The following is a 20923-nucleotide window of genomic DNA, read 5'->3' as shown; positions in this document are numbered from 1 at the left end:
TAACAAGCATTATTTTGGCAATAGTATGAGTACCACAAGCTTTCGGCTAGATGATGACCTGCAAGAAAAACTGGACAGTACCGCTACTCGTCTCCAGCGTTCTAGGGGTTGGATCATCAACAATGCCTTACGCCAGTACATTGAGCGTGAGGAGCAGAAACAGCGAATGCTGGAAGAAACAGAAGAGGCGATCGCCGACATCAAGGCGGGTAGAATAGTCTCAGGGGAAGAGGTAATGCAGTGGCTAGAAACCTGGGGAACTTCAACTGATACCAAGGCTCCTTTGGTATGAAGCTTGAGTTTTCAGTAAGTGCCGTTAGGGATTTGATTCGGTTGAGAGAGTTTATTGCCGTTCATAATCCAAAAGCCGCAGAACGCATATCACTTCGGCTGAGACAGGCAATTGGAAAACTGGTACTGCATCCCGATATCGGACGTTCTCTCCGGGATCTGGAAAACGTCCGGGAATTAGTGGCTGGTGATTATGTGATTCGATACCTACGCCTTGAAGATGTAATCTTTGTGCTACGAATATGGCATGGTAAGGAATTTCGGGATATCAACATCTCCGACTAAAAAGTTCCGGAAATTTATTTCAGCGACTATTTTTTACTACACACTTATTTTTGATGTGTTTTTTTAATCGGTCGCTTCTAATGTTACGTTTACAATATGGACACGGAATACGCTTATTTTTTTGATTAGATTTAATAGGAACAACTTGTTGCTGATTAGTAATTGTATTGGGTTTAACTTCTGATCTTACTAGAGAAACGACTCGTTGCTGATTAATAATTGTATTGGGTTTAACTTTCGATTTTACTATAGGCTCTAATTCTTCATCTGACAAAATCTTTATTCCAGCAGTTTCCGTAATATATAAGTGTCCATAAATATTTCTTAAATGTTGCATAGAAATTGTCATCTGTTTTGCTAGGGATTCTTCTGTCATTCTATAAATGAGAAATTCTCCTACTATCACATTTGGAATTTTACGAGCAGCCCCTACCAGTATTAATCGTTTCTGCTGATTGACTGTCATACCAAAAAAGCCAGAATCATGATTGATTTCAGGCGAGTTTAAATTTGTTTTTAATAAAGCTTTCTTATTTTCCCAATACCTCTTAAAACATTCGTGGATTTGCCAAGGATAGCCTAAGCTATCAAAGTAAACCGAATCACCAAATCCGTTGGTATGATAGAAAACTATTGTTCCACACCACGGACAAGAAACTGGAAATGTTTTTGCTTCCTCATCTTTTAGAATATTTGAATTACGGCTGCAATTTATTACATTTTCAAGGCTAAGTGAGAGCAAGTTTCCATAGCCCTGAGTCCCGTAATCAACTCCTCCCCAGCCACAATTACACAAAGGTGAGTGATTCCACGCATTACACATACAACCTGTAATTTTTGCGAATATTCACTTATTATAACAAAGTACTTTTTTATGCTTCAATACAGGAATAAAAAATAATTGGACTCTGCCTTTCTTCGGTCAATCATCATCAATATCTGCTTCATATATCAACTCAGATGAATTTATCGGCTCAGATAAATCTACGCCATCATCTGACAGGCGAATAACTTGTCCATCAAAAAATTGTGCGAGACGTTGAGCGGCGTTTGTGACTTCATCATGTTCCCAGCTTGCTAGAGGTGCTTGGGGTGGTGGTGATGGTGGAAGAGTCTGCACTGAGCCTGTGTTCATCACAACAGACTCGGTTTTTGTGGTTAGTGGCTGTGGCGTTGGTGCTGGAGGTGGTGTTTGGGTATTGTAACTAGGAGGCGGTGGCTTTTGTGGAGGAGGTTCTTTTTTAGCTGCAGTAGAAGTTGAGCCAGTTCCTATTTCCAAACTTACCTTGACTTCACGTTGAAAAGTCTGCTGGAAAGCCACTGCAATCATTGGCAGATCAGATTGAAGTTTTTTATACCAAGGTGAAGATTTGACGCTCATCCGAGCAGAAGCACCATTGAACTCGATCAGATGACACATCTGCCGCAGCAACTCTCTTTTTGAAGCCTGCTGAATATTGCTAAGTACTTGCTGCCAAATCTGAGTTACATCATATTGTGTTCCTTCATTAACTTCCTGGGTGGCTGGAGTGATTGGTTGTACAGGTGCTACTAATGGCGTTTCTTCAGGAAGTGCTTGAGGTGCAGATCGGTTTTCTGGGGGAGGTGATGAGATTGAGTTACTAAAATCAGCGTTATTTGCAGGCTGAGAAACTGGAGGTGATGAGACTGAGCTACCAGAATAACCGTTATTTGCGGGTTGAGAAACTGGTGGTGGTGCAGTTAAAGGTTGATGGCTGGATATTGGAGGATAGTTTGGCGAGACAGTGGGTGTGCTAACTCTAGGTGCAACGCTTGTTGCTGTGGGTGAAGAATTGGCGCTAGGTAACAATCCGAGTAATGTCACCTCCAACCACAGACGCGGCTGGGTGGTGTTTTTAATTTGCAGTTCGGCTTCTCGTAAGTGTTTCTGTCCCACCAAAATTGTACTTATATCTAATTTGTGGGCAAAATCAACCAGTGCTTGCCAAGTTTGTTGAGTACAAGCAACCAAATCGTGGCGATTAGGTGCTGTTTTGGCAATGAGTAAATCGCGGTAAGAGGCGGCAAGATTTTGCAGAATAGTTAGGGGTTCCCGTCCGCGATCAAGGATGGTGCGAGTACAATCTAGAACGGCTTCTGGATGATCTTGAGCGATCGCATTTAAAAGCGCCAGTAAGTCCCGTTCGCTGACGGAACCAACTAAATCCCAAACTCTGTCTGGGACTATCTCACCCGACAACAGTGCTAATTGATCTAGGAGACTTTCGGCATCGCGCAATCCTCCCTGAGAAATTTGGGCGATTAACGTCACTGCCTCAGCAGAGATATGAATATTTTCCTTTTGGGCGATCGCACTCAAATGTTTCACCATCGCCTCTAAGTTAATGCGTCTAAAATCGAACCGCTGACAGCGAGAAATAATTGTCGGTAACACTCGCTGGGGGTCAGTTGTCGCCAGGACAAAAACCACATGTCTCGGTGGTTCTTCTAGTGTCTTTAGTAGCGCATTGAATGCCTGGGTACTGAGCATATGGCAATTATGAACCAACAGCCCATTTGCCACAAAATTATGATTGTCTTCAACTTCAATATCATAGACTCGCTCAACCCCAGCGAGGTGAACAGATTCGACCATTACCAAATTTGTATTCCATTGTGGGGATGGAATACTGTTGGATATCAGCCAGCCATTTTCTACTGGTGCTTGCGCCCATCCAAATGTAGTAGTATTTTCTACCTGTGCTGCTTCTTGTGTAAAACTTGGTTGCAGCTGGGTATCCCATTTCTGTAAGCCAACTGGCAATAATTTGATTTTCTTGGGCAGAAAATCCTTCTGTATGCAACTGAATTTGTGGACTTCCTTGTGGACTAAGGCTGAGTGAGCCATCATCCATGTACCACCAAGCCAGGCCTTCTGTGGTAATTCTACTAAGCCACGATTTAGAAACGATTTTTCCGTCCCCATTCGGTTTAACGATGTCAAAAATATCTTTGAGTTGGGGATGACAACCTGTGTTACAGGTAATTGAGGTATTACCGTATCCCTTGTTAGGGACAAGTCTCTGCTTTGGGCGCAGTTTTTGAAGGACAGATGCTTTGTAATCCGACCATTCTTGCTGATTTTGGGTGTGTGTCCAAGCCAATCTTGGGAATCTGCTGTATTTGTTGGGATAACTGATGGAACAATCTCCGAGTAAAGTTCCGTAGATAAGTCCCAGTGTTTCTGGTTGGAGAACTTCAGCACTGGAAACGAATTTTTCTGTACGCTTTTCCCAAATTCCGTGTCCTTTTTTGTAGGGGTGTCTTTCCCAATGGGACTGTATGCTTTTAATTCCTCTGCCTTTTGTTTGTAAAAAGCCTGGAACATCAAGCTTTTCTCTACAGCCACACTCACATAAGGGACGGAGTAATTCAGCTTGTTGAAGAATAGATTCCAAGTTGTACGATTTTTGACCGTAGGTATTTCCTTTGAACTGGTGTCCTGGAGCAAAGCGGCGGATGCGTCCATCCGTACCAAATTTGTAAATAAGGTCGCCGCATCCACATTCACAGGAGATAGTATCTTCGCTCCTTCTTTTACGTCCTTTGCTGCTACCCATCCCCGATCTGTCCTAATTAAATGATTGCCAGTACATCTGATTTCTCCATGAGTCGTTTTGATGATTAACGTTTGACGTTCTCCTTGATCCAGCCAGCGTACAACTTGCTTAAATTCCCACTTTCCTGACGAGTCATTGTAACTAAGGACTTTCTTGCCTTTAATATTGGGATCGTCAATTCTCACAAGTCCTTGATCGGTTAAAACTAGAGAATCTCCTGTCAGGCATTCGTCGATCACATAAACCTTGTAGCGACACTGCACAGGGGCAAACTGCGCCTTTTCAATCACTTCACGAATATTATCAACCCCAGTGTTACTGGCGGCATCGATTTCAATGACATCTAAGGAATAGCCTTTAGTGATCCCCTGACAAACATCACAAATACCACAGGGTTCAGCAGTTGGCTTGTCACTTTGCAGACAATTGAGAGATTTAGCGAGAATGCGGGCGCTAGAAGTTTTCCCCGTACCCCTGGGGCCAGTAAATAAATAAGCAGGGGCTATTTTAGCTGATCGAATGGCGTTGGTGAGGGTAGTGGCGATCGCCTCTTGACCCACCAGTTCAGCAAAACTCTTTGGGCGATACTTGTGGTGCAGGGGTTCGTAAGACATTGATTGCATCACCCAATTGAGTTTGAGACTTAATTATTGTAAACCACTCAGCCCCGCTCAGGCAGTGGGGGAGATGGGGAAGAAAATTTACCATACTCAGTACTGAGTGCTGAGTCCTGAGTGCTGAGTAAATTAACGGGTACTCAGTACTTTTGCACTTGGTAAATGCCCCGCCCGATGTTAAGCGGAATCTTTTAATACAGGAGTTGGTTGATACCCCACCCCTCTCCTGTCGGAGACGCGCAAGGGACGTGGGTGGTCTTTTTAACTCAGCACTCAGCACTCGGAACTCAGCACTCTTCATTTATGGGGTTTTCCCCCTGCTCCCTGCTCCTTTTCCTCTTTTTGATGCTATGGTACAGTGCGATCGCTACAATCTTAGGGTAACTAATACTCAATGGTGCTGCAGATGTTCAGGCGGCTAGTTCAATGGCTCAAGAGTTTTTTTCAACGCTTGTTTGGTGGAAAGCCAAATGCTTCACAGGTTAAGAGAGATGTGCAAAGAGAACCAGCGCCACCACTAAGCGATACAGATCTGGAATTTCTTTTCAATGAACTTTTAGAAGGAGTACATCAAGTACGGGGACAAGCATGGGCACAAAAATGGCTGCATAATATTGAACATCGTATCTCCACAGAACGCTGGGTAGAGTGGTTGCGGCGCTTGGGTGAAAGATTATTAGCATCACCAGCACCTAATAACGAATTAGCAGCGCGCTTGGTGCAACTCGGTGATTTGGGTGTTGGCGAAGTCGGAGATACGGCTTATGAAATCGGGATGCAACTGTTGACACGCAATCAAGGGGAAGCTGTATGGGAGTATGAAGGGCCGGATGCTGTTGGTGAAACTTTTCTACCCCAAGAAGGCTTCTCAGTTGCTGAGGAAACAGATGGCGAAGAAAATTCTCCAGAAGGAGATTACCAAACGGTTAGTTTGGAAGATTTGTTTGTGATGCTCCAGCAGGATGAGAGTTTATGCCAGCAAATGGCTGAACAGTTGGCATTAGATACTAATGATCCAGAAGTTATTGTCCAAGCATTGATTAATCAATTTTATGCCGCTAACGAATCAACCACAGAAGAAAGTCTGAAGGATGAAGTCTGAAGTCTGAAGTCTGAATTAAAACTCAAAAACATAAAAATCCCCAATCCCCAATCCCCAGTCTCTGCTCACTGAGCGTAGTCGAAGTGCAATCCCCAGTCCGCAGTTCCCAATCCCCAATGTTGAGTTTTTTGAAGGAATGACGAAACACTTAGCGGGTTTTTACGTAATTCATGATTTTTTTAACACAACGATCGCTACAATCTAGTAGAAACAAAATCCGAGAGTTTAGCAGATGCTCAGGCGCCTATTTCGGTGGCTTAAAAAATGGTTACAGCGATTCTTTGGTAGTCAGCAGGCCTATGCTCTCTATGCTGCAAGGAGAGGTAAGGTGGTAGATTCGCTACCTGAACTCAGCAATGCAGATCTAGAGCTTTTGTTTAATGAGCTGCTAGAAGGTGTGCATCAAGCGCGAGGTAAACAGTGGGCGTTGAGGTATCTGCAACGGATGGAAAATCGCATCACTGAAAAGCGCTGGATCGATTGGTTGCGGATATTTGGCGAAAAATTGTTAACTTCACCTGCGCCAAATCATTTGTTAGCCACGCGGATGGTACAACTAGGTGAACTGGGTGTCGGTAGAGTCGGAGAACTTTCTTATGATATTGGCATCAGGTTGTTAACGCGGAACCTCGCAACACAATATCAAGAAAATGAGCCGGAGCAGATTGAAGTGGAAATTACAGCTTCAGACGAAAGCCTGCATAACACTCCCGGACAAGAATTAATTCGTAATTTGGGTGAACGGTTATGGGATTATGAGGAGCAAGATGCTGAAATTATCCCATCAGTGCCCAAACTCGCTGCTGTTGAGGAGACATGGACGGGTAATCTAGGCACGTTGTCGGATTATGAAGAGGAACCTGCTGAGGTGAATACAACGCCAGAGGCTCACCTCATCCCCTCTGAAGAAGATGCGATCGCTAATTTATTCGATCTATTCAGGGAACCGGAAGCAGAATCAGCTGACTACTATGCCATACCACCTGCACCGGAGGAAGAGTTAGAAACTGCAGCGCTGACAGATTCACATACTCTCCCCGCAGAAGAAGATGATGATGCGATCGCTCATTTATTCGATTTATTAAGGGAACCTGACGCGGCTGACGACTACACCATACCCGCAGCACCAGAGGAAGAGTTAGAAACCACAACACTGGCAAATTCACATACTCCCCCCGTAGAGGAAGAAAATGATGATGCGATCGCCCATTTATTCGACCTATTAAGGGAACCTGACGACTCTTACACCATCCCCCCCGAAAATTCCCTCACACCCCCCGTAGCCGCGACATGGGACGCATCTTTGGAGCAATTGGAGCCAAAGGTAGCGGGGACTTTGGATGAGTTGTTGGTGAGATTAGATCAAAGTACTAATTTAGTCCAAGAACTGGCAACGGAATTAGCAGTTCATCGCAGTAGCCCGACAGTCATTGTTCAACATCAGACTGATCGGGCGCAATCATTATTTTATCAAGGACTCCAGCAAGCCAGAAGTGGAGATTTATTAGGGGCGATCGCCTTTTACGATCAAGCCATCGAACTTAAACCGCACTCTGATGAATACTGGTTTAACCGAGGCTTGACACTATTCCATTTAGAACAATTTACCGAAGCGATCGCCTCTTATGACCAAGCCGTGGCACTGAAACCAGATTTCTACAAAGCTTGGTATAACCGGGGTGGTATCCTCGGTGAATTAGGGCAATTTGAGGCAGCGATCGCCTCCTTTGAACAAGCCATTATCATCAAGCCTGACTCCTCAGAATCTTGGGCTAGCAAGGGTTTAGCGCTCCTAAAATTAGGGCAATTATGGGAAGCAATTGCTGCTTATGACCAAGCCTTAGTCTTGCAACCAGAAGACCAAGAAAATTGGTATTACCGGGGTATAGCACTAGCTGTCAGTGAGCAACACGAAGAGGCGATCGCTTCTTATGACAAAGCCTTAGAAATCCAACCCGATTACCACGAAGTTTGGATTGATCGAGGCGTAGTACTATTTAATTTAAAACGTTGGTCAGAAGCGATCGCATCCTGGGATCATGCACTCTCCATTCAAGCCGATTTCTATTTAGCTTGGTACAACCGGGGTATAGCCTTAGATAACTTAGGACAGCGGGAAGAAGCGATTGATTCCTACCGTAAAGCGATCGCCATCAAACCTGACTTTCACTTGGCATGGTATAACCAAGCAGTAGCGTTATTTTATTTAGGCAGATTTGCCGAAGCGATCGCCTCCTACGACAGGGCGTTGCAAATCAAACTGGACTATTGGGAAGCCTGGATCGGTCGGGGGACCGCCGCCGGTAATTTAGTGCATACAGATGACCTCTCTAGTTTATTAACCACCGTCACCGCCACAAATCCCGCCTTAAAACTGAGTGGCTATGCAGGCAAAATCGCTAGCTATGAAGAAGGTTTAAAACATGTCCGCCCAGATACCCACCCTGAAGGTTGGGGTAGATTACATTTAGCGATCGCCAATACTTACTGCGATCGGGGTAGAAAATATCCCACATCCCGCAACGACTGGCAAAAAGCTTTAGCCGAATACAATCAAGCACTATTAACCATCACTAGAGAAGACTTTCCCCTGTTGCATCTGGAAGTCTTGCAATCTCTGATTAAAGTGCATCTAGGTTTGGGACAAACCCCACAAGCACAAGAACTACAGCAATATGGCATCGAATTATTACAACAATTGCTGGGTGAACCAACTCGCACAGACGACAGTAAAAAACAACTGGCTCTCAAATGTGCCGGTTTTGGGCAATTGGCAGTTGATTTAGCCGTAGACTACGGTGACTTAGTAGAAGCTTGGGAAATTGCCGAACAAGGCAAAAATGCTTGTATAACCTGGCTACTTTTTGGTTGGCATGAAGAAATCTACTCACCCAACTTTGAATCAGTGCAAGAGCTACTCAATCCCACAACAGCAATTATTTATTGGCATATTAGCCCAACTGCTCTACACACATTCATTCTTAAAGATGGCACTCCTTCACCCATTCTGTTATTTACACCCATCCAAGATGTCGGCGCTATACACTTAGGAAAAGCCCCCATGCGTCCCCAAGAATTGCCTCTACCCGAAGCAGTGAGACGCTTAATTGCATTTGAAGATTGGTTAGAAGATTGGCATCAACAATATCAAGAATATGGCAACCAATCCCAAGACAAACAAAACAACATTCACCACTCCTGGCGAGTGGATATGGAACAAAAACTATTACAGCTAAAAGATATTCTCAACATTGCCACAATTGAACAAGAACTAGAAGGTATTACCCAACTGGTGTTAATTCCCCACCGCGAGTTACACAGAGTACCTCTGCATACGCTGTTTCAACTCTCTTCTTACTCTTCTTATGGAGAGTTACCATACGAGTCAAATTTCACTTTTACCTATTTGCCAAGTGTCCAAGTCGCACTCACGCTCAAAACCGAGCCAGAATGGCATAAACAGCAGCAATTATTGCTCAATATTGAATATCCTCACAGCGCCAACTATCCTCCACTGAAATTTGCTAAACTTCAATCTGAAATTGTGAGCCAAATGTTTACTAATTCTCAGAGTATCTTAGGTTCACAGGCTAACAAAAATATTGTAGAAAATGCCTTGTTTGATAATTATCATATTTTACATTTCATGGGTCATGTAATTAACAATTATAGTGAACCAAAAAAATCACAATTATTATTAGCAGATGAAGATAAACTCAGCCTCGAAGAAATCTGCCAACAAACTTTAGTCAGTTATCACCTAGCTACCCTTCCGGCTTGTGAAATTACCAGCAATAGCAACCACAATGTCAACAGCGAATATGTAAGTATAGTCACTGGCTTGTTGACTAGGGGAGTCTCCCACGTAGTGAGTACTCTTTGGACTGTAGAATCATTTGCTAATGCCTTGGTAATGATCGAATTTTATCGCCGACTGCAGCCCGATAAATCAGCAGCGACAGCACTAGCTGAAGCCACCACATGGCTGAAGGAACTCACTGCTGTAGAACTCACAAAATGGTATGAAGATTTACTAAATCATCTTGATGCAGATGAGTTAAGAATTAGAGCTTATGTAGCAACGCAACTATATAGAAGCAGTAAAATGCCACCTAATCAAAAGCTTTATAGTCATCCTTACTACTGGGCAGCATTCATCATTGCAGGTAAGTAGTATAACGGTTTTCAGATCAGTGAGGTACAGTTTTAAATCCCCGCGCCTACACCTCGCGATATAATATTACACCCTATCTGAATGGGAATCGCTGTAGAATTGTTAAATTTTGAATTACGGGGGATTGGAGGCGAAAGTTACCAACCATAAAAACAAAATGATGTTACACCGATTCTATTTCACACGCATTAATATTGAAAACAAATAAGAAAAGAGCGGTGTTTGTCACATGGCTACAAAAAAACAATTCAACAGCTTTGAAGAAATGCTGTCTGGTTCTGATGTTCCTGTATTGGTAGATTTTTATGCTGATTGGTGTGGCCCTTGTCAATTGATGGTGCCGATTTTAGAACAAGTCAATGCCCAACTGAGCGATCGCCTACGGATTGTCAAAATCGATACAGAAAAATATACACAGTTAGCAAGCCAGTATCAGATTACTGCCCTCCCAACTTTGGTACTGTTTAAGCAAGGTAAGCCAGTTGACCGAATTGAAGGGGTTTTGCAAGCACCTCAGTTGGTGCAACGTCTACAAAATATAATTTAACTATTGTTAAGCATAGAGACGAGAAATTTCACGTCTCTATGATTTAGCAGGTAAATTTTGATGTGTGAAGCAACAATTTCTATCACTAATACTTTACTTGAGTAGGATGTAGTTTGATTTAACTTCGTTTCTCAAGTAACGATTTACCAGTTATTTGGGTATGTGTACACAACCCAATGATAGATGAACTCAAAAAATTAGGATGATTTAATTTATGAGAGTCTTTCACTTCTGTTGACAGGGTTTGGTCACTTTGACCAAGCCTTTTTTATAGATAGATGGAAAATAGCTAATTTCTGTCTTCATACCATCTTCTATAATTGATCAAATCAGCACACCTAATCCTAGGCATGAGACTGTGACAGAAACTGGAAGCTACAAAGATACTGTAAATCTACCCAAAACTAATTTCGATATGCGGGCCAACGCCATCAAGCGTGAACCCGAAATCCAAAAGTTCTGGGAAGAAAATAAAATTTACGATCGCCTCTTTGAAAACAACCCCGGCGAATTATTTATACTGCACGATGGGCCTCCTTACGCTAATGGCTCACTCCATATTGGTCATGCCTTAAATAAAATTCTCAAAGATATTATTAATCGCTACCATATCCTCAGAGGACGTAAAGTTCGCTACATCCCTGGCTGGGACTGTCACGGGCTACCGATTGAACTGAAAGTTTTGCAAAACATGAAATCAGCAGAACGGCAAAACTTAACACCTTTACAACTGCGCCAGAAAGCGAAAGAATTTGCCTTGGCTACCGTTGATGACCAACGCCAAAGCTTTAAACGCTATGGTGTTTGGGGTGATTGGGACAACCCTTATCTGACGCTGAAGCCAGAATACGAAGCAGCACAGATTGGTGTTTTCGGTCAGATGTTCTTAAAAGGATATATCTATCGCGGTTTAAAGCCTGTACATTGGAGTCCCAGTTCTAAAACCGCTTTGGCAGAAGCGGAATTAGAATATCCAGAAGGTCATACTTCTCGCAGTATCTACGCCGCTTTCCCCGTGACGGGTTTGTCTGAAGCTTTAAAACCAACCCTAAGCGAATATTTACCAGATTTGGGCGTTGCTATCTGGACAACCACACCCTGGACAATTCCGGGGAATTTGGCCGTAGCAGTGAATGGCGAGTTGAATTATGCAATCGTAGAAGTTTCACGCAGAGGAGGACACTTGCGTGCGGGGGTTCCCCCCGTTGAGCAAAGTGTCCGTCACGCGGAGGCGCGGAGAGGATTTAAGTATCTCATAGTGGCGGCTGAGTTGGTGGAGAGGTTATCTACGACTTTGGATGTAGAGTTAACTGTGAAAACCACATTCCAAGGGCAAGATTTAGAACATACAACTTACCGTCATTCTCTATTTGACCGGGAAAGTCCGGTGGTTGTGGGTGGCGATTACATTACTACTGAGTCGGGTACGGGGTTGGTACATACTGCCCCTGGACATGGTCAAGAAGACTACATCGTCGGTCAGCGCTATGGTTTGCCCATCCTCGCGCCAGTGGATGACAATGGCAACTTTACTGCAGAGGCAGGAGAGTTTGCGGGGTTGAATGTGCTGGGTGATGGGAATCAGGCGGTAATTGATGCGTTGATGGCGGCGGGTTCTTTGTTGAAAGAGGAAGCCTACGCCCACAAATATCCTTATGATTGGCGGACGAAAAAGCCGACGATTTTCCGCGCCACTGAACAGTGGTTCGCCTCTGTGGCAGGATTTCGGGAAGCAGCATTAAAGGCGATCGCTACTGTAAAATGGATTCCAGCCCAAGGCGAAAATCGCATCACCCCAATGGTGGCGGAACGTTCCGATTGGTGTATCTCCCGTCAGCGTGCTTGGGGTGTACCCATTCCCGTGTTCTACGATGAAGAAACTGGGGAAGTTTTGCTGAATGAGGAAACTATCAACTACGTCCAAGCAATTATCGCCGAAAAAGGTTCTGATGCTTGGTGGGAGTTGTCGGTAGCTGAGTTGTTACCAGAACAGTACCGCAATAATGGCCGGTCTTACCGCCGGGGTACAGATACAATGGATGTCTGGTTTGATTCTGGTTCATCTTGGGCAGCTGTTACTAACCTGCGACCAGAATTACACTACCCAGCCGAGATATATCTGGAAGGTTCAGACCAACATCGTGGCTGGTTCCAGTCAAGTTTACTCACTAGCGTAGCAGTTAACGGCATCGCACCTTACAAAACTGTGTTGACTCACGGTTTTGCACTGGATGAACAAGGGCGGAAGATGAGTAAATCAGAGGGGAATGTGGTTGACCCCAATGCAATTATTGAAGGTGGGAAAAATCAAAAACAAGAACCAGCCTATGGTGCTGATGTACTGCGGTTGTGGGTATCATCGGTAGATTATTCCTCTGATGTCCGCATTGGGAAAAACATCATCAAGCAACTCAACGATGTGAGGGGGAAGATTCGCAATACAGCGCGGTTCTTGTTGGGTAGCTTAAATGATTTCGACCCCGAAAAGGATAAAGTACCTTTCGAGGATTTACCGCAGTTAGATAAATACATGCTACACCGCATCTTTGAGGTGTTTCAAGAAGTCACGGAAGCCTTTGACAGTTTCCAATTCTTCCGCTTTTTCCAAACTGTGCAGAATTTCTGCGTAGTGGATTTATCCAACTTCTATTTGGATGTTGCCAAAGATAGATTATATATCAGCGCCCCGGATGCTTTCCGTCGTCGCAGTTGTCAGACAGTTTTGCAGATTGCTTTAGAGAATTTAGCAAAAGCGATCGCTCCGGTATTATCCCACACCGCCGAAGACATTTGGCAATATCTCCCCTACAAAACCCCTTACAAATCAGTTTTTGAATCTGGCTGGGTACAGATAGAGTCAGCTTGGCTAAATCCCGACTTAGGTGAATTTTGGGAAACACTGCGACAACTCCGCACCGATGTGAACAAGGTGTTGGAACAAGCCAGGATAGAAAAACTTATTGGTTCTTCTCTGGAAGCGAAAGCTTTAATTCACATACCACACCAACAGTTAGGCGATGCTATCAAAGCCTTTAACCCTGTTAAAGGTAACGGTATAGATGAACTGCGTTATTTATTGCTGACTTCGCAAGTAGAAATATTAGATTCTACCGAGAAACTGCAAGGATTGAAATATACAGCGCAGACAGAAGACTGGACAATTGGGATAGTGAATGCAGATGGCGAAAAATGCGATCGCTGTTGGAACTACTCCACCCACGTGGGAGAATCAGCAGAACATCCCCTATTGTGCGAACGCTGCATTCCAGCCTTAGCAGGCGAATTTTAACCCGTAGATACTGTCTTGATTCGTCAAGAGGCATGAGCGAGATAATCAGGGTCAAAAGGCTTTTGCGATTTTAAAATCGCAAAAGCAAAATGCAGGAGCTTACGCATCACAGCACCAAGAACCTGCATTTTGACCTGGCCACGCTCGAGTAATCGTTGTGCAAACAATTTCAACAGAGGATTATGGCGCATAGCAGGAACAGCAGGCATATAGAGTGCTTTTCTTCTAAACTTATTCCCTGACAGGCTAAAATTAAGAAATGCGCTCTTTGACGCACTTGATGATATTGATTTCGGCGATAGATGCGCTCTAGTAGTTTCAGGGAAAGCGGATTTATTTCTCTCAAAAAAATCATTTAAACCCTAATTCTTATCTAAGTTGACTCTAGAACAGATTGTATATTAATTTGTGTAATTAATTATGTTTAATTACTTATGACACTTGATAAATCAAACACAACGTGAAAGCACATAATTTGATTTTGGACACAACTTTATTTGTAGTTAGCTTGGAACTGATGTCCTACTTGACGCTGTTAGGATTGGTCGATAATTCAGGAACGAAGCCGGAAACGCTCTGCTTAGGCTCAGGATAATTGTATATTCTGGCTTCTTACTGCATATATTTCATTAATTTGATAATTTTTATAGTGAGTTAGTTCTGCATTTAACGTAACTACGACAGCTTGTCTTTTGACAGATATTTACAGTAGCAGAAACAATAGTACTAAGTTACTGTTTTTACTGGGTGTGAGAGACAAACGTGAACAGGTATTTTTTGATATTTCCAGCTGTTGTACAGAGTTTACTGATAGCATTCCCTACCTTGGCATCTGATGCTGAAATCAGCGATAAATCACCTCAGAAAACATCCAATATTCCGAATTTAACAGAAATTCAGTTACCAGCTACTAATGCTGAACTATTAACTCAGCCAGCTAAATCTGATGAAATTAGCCAGGGAACCCAACAAACTATAGAGCCGACTCCTCAAGACGAAAGCGATATTTCTATAGAAGTAGTTGGGGAAAAAGATACTTTGCCTCAGTCTACTCCAGTTTATGTAATTGACAAAGAAGAAATTCAAAAACAAGGAGCTACAAGTTTAGCTGAGATATTAAAAAGAATGCCTGGTTTTGCGATTAATGATGTGGGTAAAGGTGCAGATACTCACACAGGTACATATTATCGAGGCGCGGCAATTAATCAGTCTGTACTTCTGATCAATGGTAGACAAATTAACACAAATATCAACACTTATCATGGCGGAACTGACTTAAATACTATTCCGGTTGAAGCGATTGAACGAGTGGAACTATATAGCGGTGTAACTTCTGCTTTATATGGTTCCTCAGCCTTTGGAGGAGTAATCAATATTATTACTAAAGAAGGTTATGGTAAGCCTAAATTCGCTAGCAGCATAGAATTTGGTTCCTTGAGTACAAATAATCAACAGGCTACTTATAGTGGTTCTGTCGGTGCTGTAAAATATAACTTTAGTTTTGAAAGGTATTTTTCCGATAACCGTTATAGTGTGCCTGTAGGCTCTGCTAATCGTGATGCTCAAGGATTTTTATCGAATGCAGACTCAGCTACTAGTACTTACTTTGGTAATATTGCAGTCAATTTAGATCAGAAAAATTCCCTCAACTTAGATATTACTAAATTGAGCAGCCGTAAGGGCTTAATTTATTTTGGGTTTCCTTTGCAAAAAGACCGACTAGACCATGATGGTTTAAATGCTGGGTTATCTTGGAAAACTCGGTTAGGGAATGGAGATGATTCTATTCTTACAACCACATTTGGTTATAACCAAGATTACTTTAGCACTTATGGTCCGAGTGGTGCATTTTCCCGGACTGGGATTTTAGATACACAACAAATAACTGCTAGGTTAGATCATGAATGGAAATTGACTCCGAATAATCAATTACGTTGGGGAGTAGATTTAAAAAATACTAACCTAAACGGTGATGTTTTGAGTACAGTCCCTAATAGAATTGCCAGAAATGAAACGGAAAATCGCAGTTTATTAAATACAGCATTGTTTGCTGTGAATACTTTGAATATCAGCAATATTTTTCAGATAGATTTAGGGCTGAGACAAAGCTTTGATGATCAATTTGGGAATTATCTGAACCCTAGTGTGGGGTTACGTTATGCTGTTATACCCAATGTTGCTGTGCGGGGAAGTTGGGCGGGAGGACAGCGCAATCCTGGTTTAGATCAATTGTATGTTTATGATACAGTTCATGGTTGGGACCCAAACCCAGATTTAAAACCAGAGACTGGCTCATCTTGGACTGCGGGAGTGGATGTCAATTTCTCTGATAATTTGAAAGGACAGTTTACTTATTTCGGCAGTAGTTTAGATAATCGTCTTGGTGTTATCGATGGAAAGTGGGCAAATATTGGGTTAGTTGATACCAACGGTTTAGAGGCGGCTTTGCAATTAAAAATCGCTGCGGGTTGGTCAACTTTTCTTAACTATACCTATACAGACGCCAAAATCAAAACGGGGACAGAACAAGGTTTACAGTTGGGTTTGATTCCCTATTCGATACTGCAGACTGGTGTCGGTTATCAAAATGCAGGATGGCAGGCTAATTTGTATGTTACTTACAATAGTGGCGCTAGGCGATCGCTTTTTAACAATCCTAGTGACAAAGCTACAGATTTCGCACCATCTTTCTTAAATTTAGACCTCAGCGGTCGCATTCCTCTCACTCGGAATCTGGGATTGACGGTTTACTTAGAGAATTTACTCGGTGAACAATATGAGCGAGTTAATCGGATTTACAGTCCTGGATTTACTTTCCGTGTGGGGTTAACGTCGGATATTTAGGAGTCAAGGAAGAGGAAAAGGGGCAGGGAGCAGGGAGCAGGGGGGAAAACCCCATAAATAAATTTAGTTGCTCTGAAACCCTTGTAGCAGAGCAATTCCAGTATCTTTACCCCTGCCTTTTCTGTCTGGCTACGGTGTACACACAAGTCGGAAAATCTCACCTGCATTCGTTTTCGTTCGGTAGGGTGCGTTATGGACTAAAGTCCTAACGCACCGCAAATCTCGGATGGTGCGTTAGCCTCCGGCATAACACAACGCCAGTTCCCTCAAGTCGGGAAACCCGCCCACGTGACTGGCTCCCCTACTTTTAAAGGTTTTGGGGTGATTCAATCACTTGTGTGTACACGGTAGCTTCTGTCTGGAGGGTGAAGTCAGGAGTATTTCGACTCCCAACTCCCATCTCTTGTACCCGAATCGATTAAAATGGCAGATATGAGAGCCAGAATCGAAAATCAAGTATTAATTCTGAATCACGAAGACCTACCAGAGTTTAAAAAGGGTGGCTCTGTGGTGAGGAATTCTTATTTTTGGGCGCTACGTTCAATTGCTGGGCAGGCTTCGCGGTATCGTGATTGGGAATATGAGTCAGAGGTTTGGCTGGCGTTGTCGCGGATGCTTTTGTCGTTTGCTGAGTCTGGATATTTGGGTTACAGAGAAACACAGCTGGAATTTCCTCTGTCTCAAGGAGAAATCCCAGATGTGTTGCGGAGTGTATCAACTTGGGAATGAAGCTAGTACAACAAGGCTGAAATCTGAATAAACCTGCATAGTATTTGTAGTAGCGTGGCAAGCCTAAAATAGTGTATTAAATATAGCGACCCCTCTGCACAAGGTGCTTTTTCACCTATTTCAGATGGTTGGTTTATTTACACCGTGCTTTACTAGTGTTATCAGTTAACTGATTTAAGAAATGGGTTCAAATACCATTTGAGGAGTCAATACACCATCTTCTAATTGTCCGATACCTAAAAAGCGAGTCTCTTCGTCATAAACTCGGACTATTCCCGATACATCATCAGGATTCAGAGGAATTCGCTGTCCCTGGCACCATTTCTGAGCAGATGTAGCTGGTAAGGTGACTGATGATAGGTGTTGTAAAGCTGCGTCAGGAAGCGTGGGGTTAAATGTTCCAGCTTGTAGTTGTGCTTCTAAGTCGCTAAAGGTGAGACTATCTGTGAGGTTAAAGCCGCTGCTTTCGGTGCGTGTCAAAGCGGCGAGAGTACCACCAGTTTCTAAGACTGCGCCTAAATCACGAGCGATCGCTCTAATATATGTACCAGATCCACAGGCGATCGCTACATCTAATTCTGGATAATCGCCTCCTCGCCAGTCCAAAACTTCAATTTGAAAAACTTCGACTATGCGCGCTGGAACTGCCACTGTTGCACCTTGACGTGCTAAATCATACAATCTTTTGCCATCTACCTGAATAGCGCTATAACTTGGTGGAATTTGCTCAATCTTACCTACAAACTGTGACAGTGCAGTTTTCACCACAGCTAAACTCAACTCAGCACAAGCTTGAGATGTGATAACTTCACCTTGCAAATCATCAGTTGTCGTCCGTACACCCAAACGGATAGTAGCTTTATAAGCTTTATTTCCTGGGAGATATTGCAATAATCTTGTAGCTTTACCTAGTGCAATGGGTAGCACTCCGATGGCTGCAGGGTCTAGGGTTCCTGCATGTCCCACACGTTTAAGGCGCAAAAGCTTTCGCACTCGCGCCACGCAATCATGAGAAGTCCAGTCGAATGGTTTATTTAAGTTCAGAAAACCTTGCACTGTAAAATTCTATACTTTGAGAGTTTTAACGGTTGACGGTTAACAGCTAACAGTTGACCGTTAATAGTCTACATGATGAAATATGCAACTTAAATGCCGATTTCACTTAAGTTGACTGCTTTGATTTGGATGAGCGCGATCGCCTACTATTTAAAATCAATCATCATCATCATCATCCGAGTTGGCAATTAACTCTTGACTATTTCCCTGTTTACCTTGACCCACTAGTGCTAAAAATGAGCGATTGAGTCGTTTAACTGTACTCAGGGTAATTAGTGTTAGCAACCCTCCCAATAATCCCATTTGCCACAAACCACAACCAATTGCTGCACCTAACCCTGCTGCAGTCCAGACGCAGGCGGCTGTGGTTAAACCGCGGACTTTTGGTGTCGCCGACTTTCTCGGAGACTCTTGGAGAATCAATCCAGCGCCAAGAAATCCTATTCCAGTGGCTACGCCCTGAATTGTACGACTCAGTGCATTAGTGGCAGCATAGGGACTGTCTCCCTCAGCCTGCAAAGGAATCATCACAAATAGTGCAGCTCCCATACTCACTAGCATAAATGTTCTCATCCCTGCTGGTCTACCCCCTTGCTGACGGTTAAACCCAATCATGCAACCTACAAAGAGTGCCAGAATCAGTCTGAATCCTATATGTAGCCAATCGTTGGCAGGGATAAACATAGGCCCCATTGCCGTATTCCTCATAAAGATAAAACGGGATTTTGTGCCTATTGCCAGTAGGCTAGATGGCTACCCACGGTTAGGGTTGGTTTGCAAGACTCCCCGAAGCCACCCTATGGGTATCGATAACATCTGTATTTCACCCAATTGAGAATGGCTACAATTACCCAGTATTCTTTCTATAGACAGAAGGAAATTTTGTGCCTATGCCACTAAGTTAGATAGCTAACCATAGTTGTAGGTAGGATCGCAATTATCATAACTACACTAAGTCAATAAGTTTACCGTGTTTTAATACATTAAGATTAGTTTAACATCAGAATAAACTACAGTAAAATTTTGACTAAAAAATCTTGCTGCTTTAGCTGAGTTAGGCATTTTCACCATGATTTTCAGGTTGGGAAGTGTGTTGCTCCCCGGTTAATATACATTTATTAGATAGGAATACCGTAGTTTTTTGTAAAGCCCCTTGCTTGACTCAGTAGAATATGCGATACTCTGTAAACTAACTAAAAAGACGGTATTCCTATCGATTTACCGTAGTTTTAAAAGGACAGGACTCATGCAGCTACTATGGTTCATCCCAACCCACGGAGACGGACGCTACCTGGGAACGGCTACAGGTGGAAGAGCGGTGAGCTTTCCCTATCTGCGGCAGATTGCCCAAGCGGTGGATCATCTGGGCTACACAGGGGCATTGCTGCCTACTGGTCGCTCTTGTGAAGATGCCTGGATTGTGGCATCAACATTAGTATCCCTAACTCGACAAATGCGTTTTTTGGTGGCGATTCGTCCGGGATTAGTGTCACCTGGAGTAGCAGCGCGGATGGCGGCAACTTTTGATCGGCTTTCTGGTGGACGCTTGCTGATTAACGTGGTGACAGGTGGCGATCCTGTGGAGTTAGCAGGAGATGGGTTGCATTTGGGTCACGATCAGCGTTATGAGTTGACAGATGAATTCTTGACAGCTTGGCGGGCGATCGCTAGTGGTGAATTAGCCAACATCAAGGGAGAATATATCAACATCGAAGATGGGAAATTGTTGTTTCCTACTGTCCAGAAACCCCATCCCCCCTTATGGTTTGGCGGTTCCTCTCCCATCGCTCAACAAATTGCCGCCAAGCATGTAGATGTCTATCTAACTTGGGGCGAACCACCAGCGCAAGTAGCCGAAAAAATTGCTTCAGTGCGACGGCTAGCTGAAGCCGAAGGCAGAAATTTAAAATTTGGCATCCGCCTACATGTAATTGTGCGCGAAACTGAAAGTGAGGCTTGGGATGCTGCCAATCAGTTGATTCAGTATGTGGATGAGGAGGCGATCGCCAAAGCACAAAAAGCTTACGCTCGCATGGACTCAGAAGGGCAACGCCGCATGACACAATTGCACAAGGGCAACCGGGAAGTGCTGGAAATTAGCCCAAATCTCTGGGCTGGGGTTGGTTTAGTCCGGGGTGGTGCCGGAACTGCCTTGGTAGGTGATCCCCAAACCGTCGCCGCCAGAATGTTGGAATATGCAGACTTGGGTGTTGAAACGTTTATCCTCTCCGGCTATCCCCACCTAGAAGAAGCTTATCGTGTAGCCGAACTTCTCTTCCCTCATTTGCCATTAGAGAATTTGCCTGTAGTCGATCAGCAGCATGTACTGAGTCCGTTTGGGGAAATTGTCGCAAATGTTGCCTTCCCCCAGCAGCAGCCCCAGGAGAAAGCCACAACCATATCCTAAA

At 43.6% G+C, this 20923-nt stretch carries 14 protein-coding genes; 9 read left to right on the top strand and 5 right to left on the bottom strand.

The window, feature by feature from the left end:
• Positions 1-25: 25 nt before the first annotated feature.
• Complete coding sequence (locus CAL7507_RS06770; RefSeq protein WP_042341225.1) at positions 26-292, top strand: CopG family ribbon-helix-helix protein; 267 nt, start codon at positions 26-28, stop codon at positions 290-292.
• Positions 289-576: a type II toxin-antitoxin system RelE/ParE family toxin gene (locus CAL7507_RS06765; protein WP_015127702.1), complete on the top strand. Its 288-nt coding sequence runs from the start codon at positions 289-291 to the stop codon at positions 574-576. The genes CAL7507_RS06770 and CAL7507_RS06765 overlap by 4 nt, the downstream gene beginning before the upstream one ends.
• A 19-nt stretch (positions 577-595) precedes the next feature.
• Here the strand turns inward: CAL7507_RS06765 and CAL7507_RS06760 are convergent, their stop codons facing one another.
• Together CAL7507_RS06760 and dnaX are read right to left on the bottom strand one after the other, a co-directional pair.
• The gene (locus CAL7507_RS06760; protein WP_015127701.1) at positions 596-1399 is read right to left on the bottom strand and encodes a C2HC-type zinc finger protein; all 804 of its coding nucleotides are present in this window, start codon (positions 1397-1399) and stop codon (positions 596-598) included.
• Positions 1400-1498: 99 nt separating this feature from the next.
• Complete coding sequence (dnaX, locus tag CAL7507_RS06755) at positions 1499-4771, bottom strand: DNA polymerase III subunit gamma/tau (RefSeq protein WP_015127700.1); 3273 nt, start codon at positions 4769-4771, stop codon at positions 1499-1501.
• 409 nt (positions 4772-5180) lie between these two features.
• Between dnaX and CAL7507_RS06750 the strand changes: the two genes are divergently transcribed.
• The 4 genes from CAL7507_RS06750 to ileS all read left to right on the top strand — a co-directional run bounded on the left by CAL7507_RS06750 (position 5181) and on the right by ileS (position 13886).
• Positions 5181-5876, top strand: a complete 696-nt coding sequence (locus CAL7507_RS06750; RefSeq protein ID WP_015127699.1) for a hypothetical protein — start codon at positions 5181-5183, stop codon at positions 5874-5876.
• Positions 5877-6108: 232 nt separating this feature from the next.
• Entirely contained in the window at positions 6109-10050 is a 3942-nt protein-coding gene (locus CAL7507_RS06745; RefSeq protein WP_015127698.1) for a CHAT domain-containing protein, read from the top strand.
• 229 nt (positions 10051-10279) lie between these two features.
• Positions 10280-10597, top strand: coding sequence for a thioredoxin (gene trxA / locus CAL7507_RS06740; RefSeq protein WP_015127697.1), 318 nt, complete (start codon positions 10280-10282; stop codon positions 10595-10597).
• A gap of 358 nt (positions 10598-10955) precedes the next feature.
• Positions 10956-13886: an isoleucine--tRNA ligase gene (gene ileS / locus CAL7507_RS06735; RefSeq protein WP_015127696.1), complete on the top strand. Its 2931-nt coding sequence runs from the start codon at positions 10956-10958 to the stop codon at positions 13884-13886.
• A gap of 23 nt (positions 13887-13909) precedes the next feature.
• Here the strand turns inward: ileS and CAL7507_RS32255 are convergent, their stop codons facing one another.
• Complete coding sequence (locus CAL7507_RS32255) at positions 13910-14095, bottom strand: hypothetical protein (RefSeq protein ID WP_052331544.1); 186 nt, start codon at positions 14093-14095, stop codon at positions 13910-13912.
• Between the two features lie 553 nt (positions 14096-14648).
• On the opposite strand from CAL7507_RS32255, the gene CAL7507_RS06725 reads away from it, so the two are divergent.
• Positions 14649-16730, top strand: coding sequence for a TonB-dependent siderophore receptor (locus CAL7507_RS06725; protein WP_015127695.1), 2082 nt, complete (start codon positions 14649-14651; stop codon positions 16728-16730).
• A 432-nt stretch (positions 16731-17162) separates the two neighbouring features.
• Positions 17163-17459, top strand: coding sequence for a hypothetical protein (locus CAL7507_RS06720; RefSeq protein WP_042341224.1), 297 nt, complete (start codon positions 17163-17165; stop codon positions 17457-17459).
• A gap of 174 nt (positions 17460-17633) precedes the next feature.
• Here the strand turns inward: CAL7507_RS06720 and truB are convergent, their stop codons facing one another.
• Positions 17634-18515 carry a tRNA pseudouridine(55) synthase TruB gene (gene truB, locus CAL7507_RS06715; RefSeq protein WP_015127693.1) on the bottom strand — a complete coding sequence of 294 codons (882 nt, stop codon included), beginning with the start codon at positions 18513-18515 and terminating at the stop codon, positions 17634-17636.
• Between the two features lie 156 nt (positions 18516-18671).
• On the bottom strand, positions 18672-19208 hold the full coding sequence (locus CAL7507_RS06710; RefSeq protein ID WP_015127692.1) for an MgtC/SapB family protein: 537 nt from the start codon (positions 19206-19208) through the stop codon (positions 18672-18674).
• Between the two features lie 553 nt (positions 19209-19761).
• On the opposite strand from CAL7507_RS06710, the gene ssuD reads away from it, so the two are divergent.
• The gene (gene ssuD, locus CAL7507_RS06705) at positions 19762-20922 is read left to right on the top strand and encodes an FMNH2-dependent alkanesulfonate monooxygenase (protein ID WP_015127691.1); all 1161 of its coding nucleotides are present in this window, start codon (positions 19762-19764) and stop codon (positions 20920-20922) included.
• Position 20923: the final 1 nt, after the last annotated feature.

The organism is Calothrix sp. PCC 7507, assembly GCF_000316575.1.
Lineage (GTDB): Bacteria > Cyanobacteriota > Cyanobacteriia > Cyanobacteriales > Nostocaceae > Fortiea.
Note: the sequence above shows the minus strand (reverse complement) of the source record. Positions and strands in the feature narration are given on the sequence as shown.

Excerpts from the sequence above, each read along its gene's own strand:
- CAL7507_RS06770 (WP_042341225.1), top strand. The coding sequence starts at position 26 with ATGAGTACCACAAGCTTTCGGCTAGATGATGACCTGCAAGAAAAACTG.
- CAL7507_RS06765 (WP_015127702.1), top strand. The coding sequence starts at position 289 with ATGAAGCTTGAGTTTTCAGTAAGTGCCGTTAGGGATTTGATTCGGTTG.
- CAL7507_RS06760 (WP_015127701.1), bottom strand. The coding sequence starts at position 1,399 with ATGTGTAATGCGTGGAATCACTCACCTTTGTGTAATTGTGGCTGGGGA.
- dnaX (WP_015127700.1), bottom strand. The coding sequence starts at position 4,771 with ATGTCTTACGAACCCCTGCACCACAAGTATCGCCCAAAGAGTTTTGCT.
- CAL7507_RS06750 (WP_015127699.1), top strand. The coding sequence starts at position 5,181 with ATGTTCAGGCGGCTAGTTCAATGGCTCAAGAGTTTTTTTCAACGCTTG.
- CAL7507_RS06745 (WP_015127698.1), top strand. The coding sequence starts at position 6,109 with ATGCTCAGGCGCCTATTTCGGTGGCTTAAAAAATGGTTACAGCGATTC.
- trxA (WP_015127697.1), top strand. The coding sequence starts at position 10,280 with ATGGCTACAAAAAAACAATTCAACAGCTTTGAAGAAATGCTGTCTGGT.
- CAL7507_RS32255 (WP_052331544.1), bottom strand. The coding sequence starts at position 14,095 with ATGCCTGCTGTTCCTGCTATGCGCCATAATCCTCTGTTGAAATTGTTT.
- CAL7507_RS06720 (WP_042341224.1), top strand. The coding sequence starts at position 17,163 with ATGAGAGCCAGAATCGAAAATCAAGTATTAATTCTGAATCACGAAGAC.
- CAL7507_RS06710 (WP_015127692.1), bottom strand. The coding sequence starts at position 19,208 with ATGGGGCCTATGTTTATCCCTGCCAACGATTGGCTACATATAGGATTC.
- ssuD (WP_015127691.1), top strand. The coding sequence starts at position 19,762 with ATGCAGCTACTATGGTTCATCCCAACCCACGGAGACGGACGCTACCTG.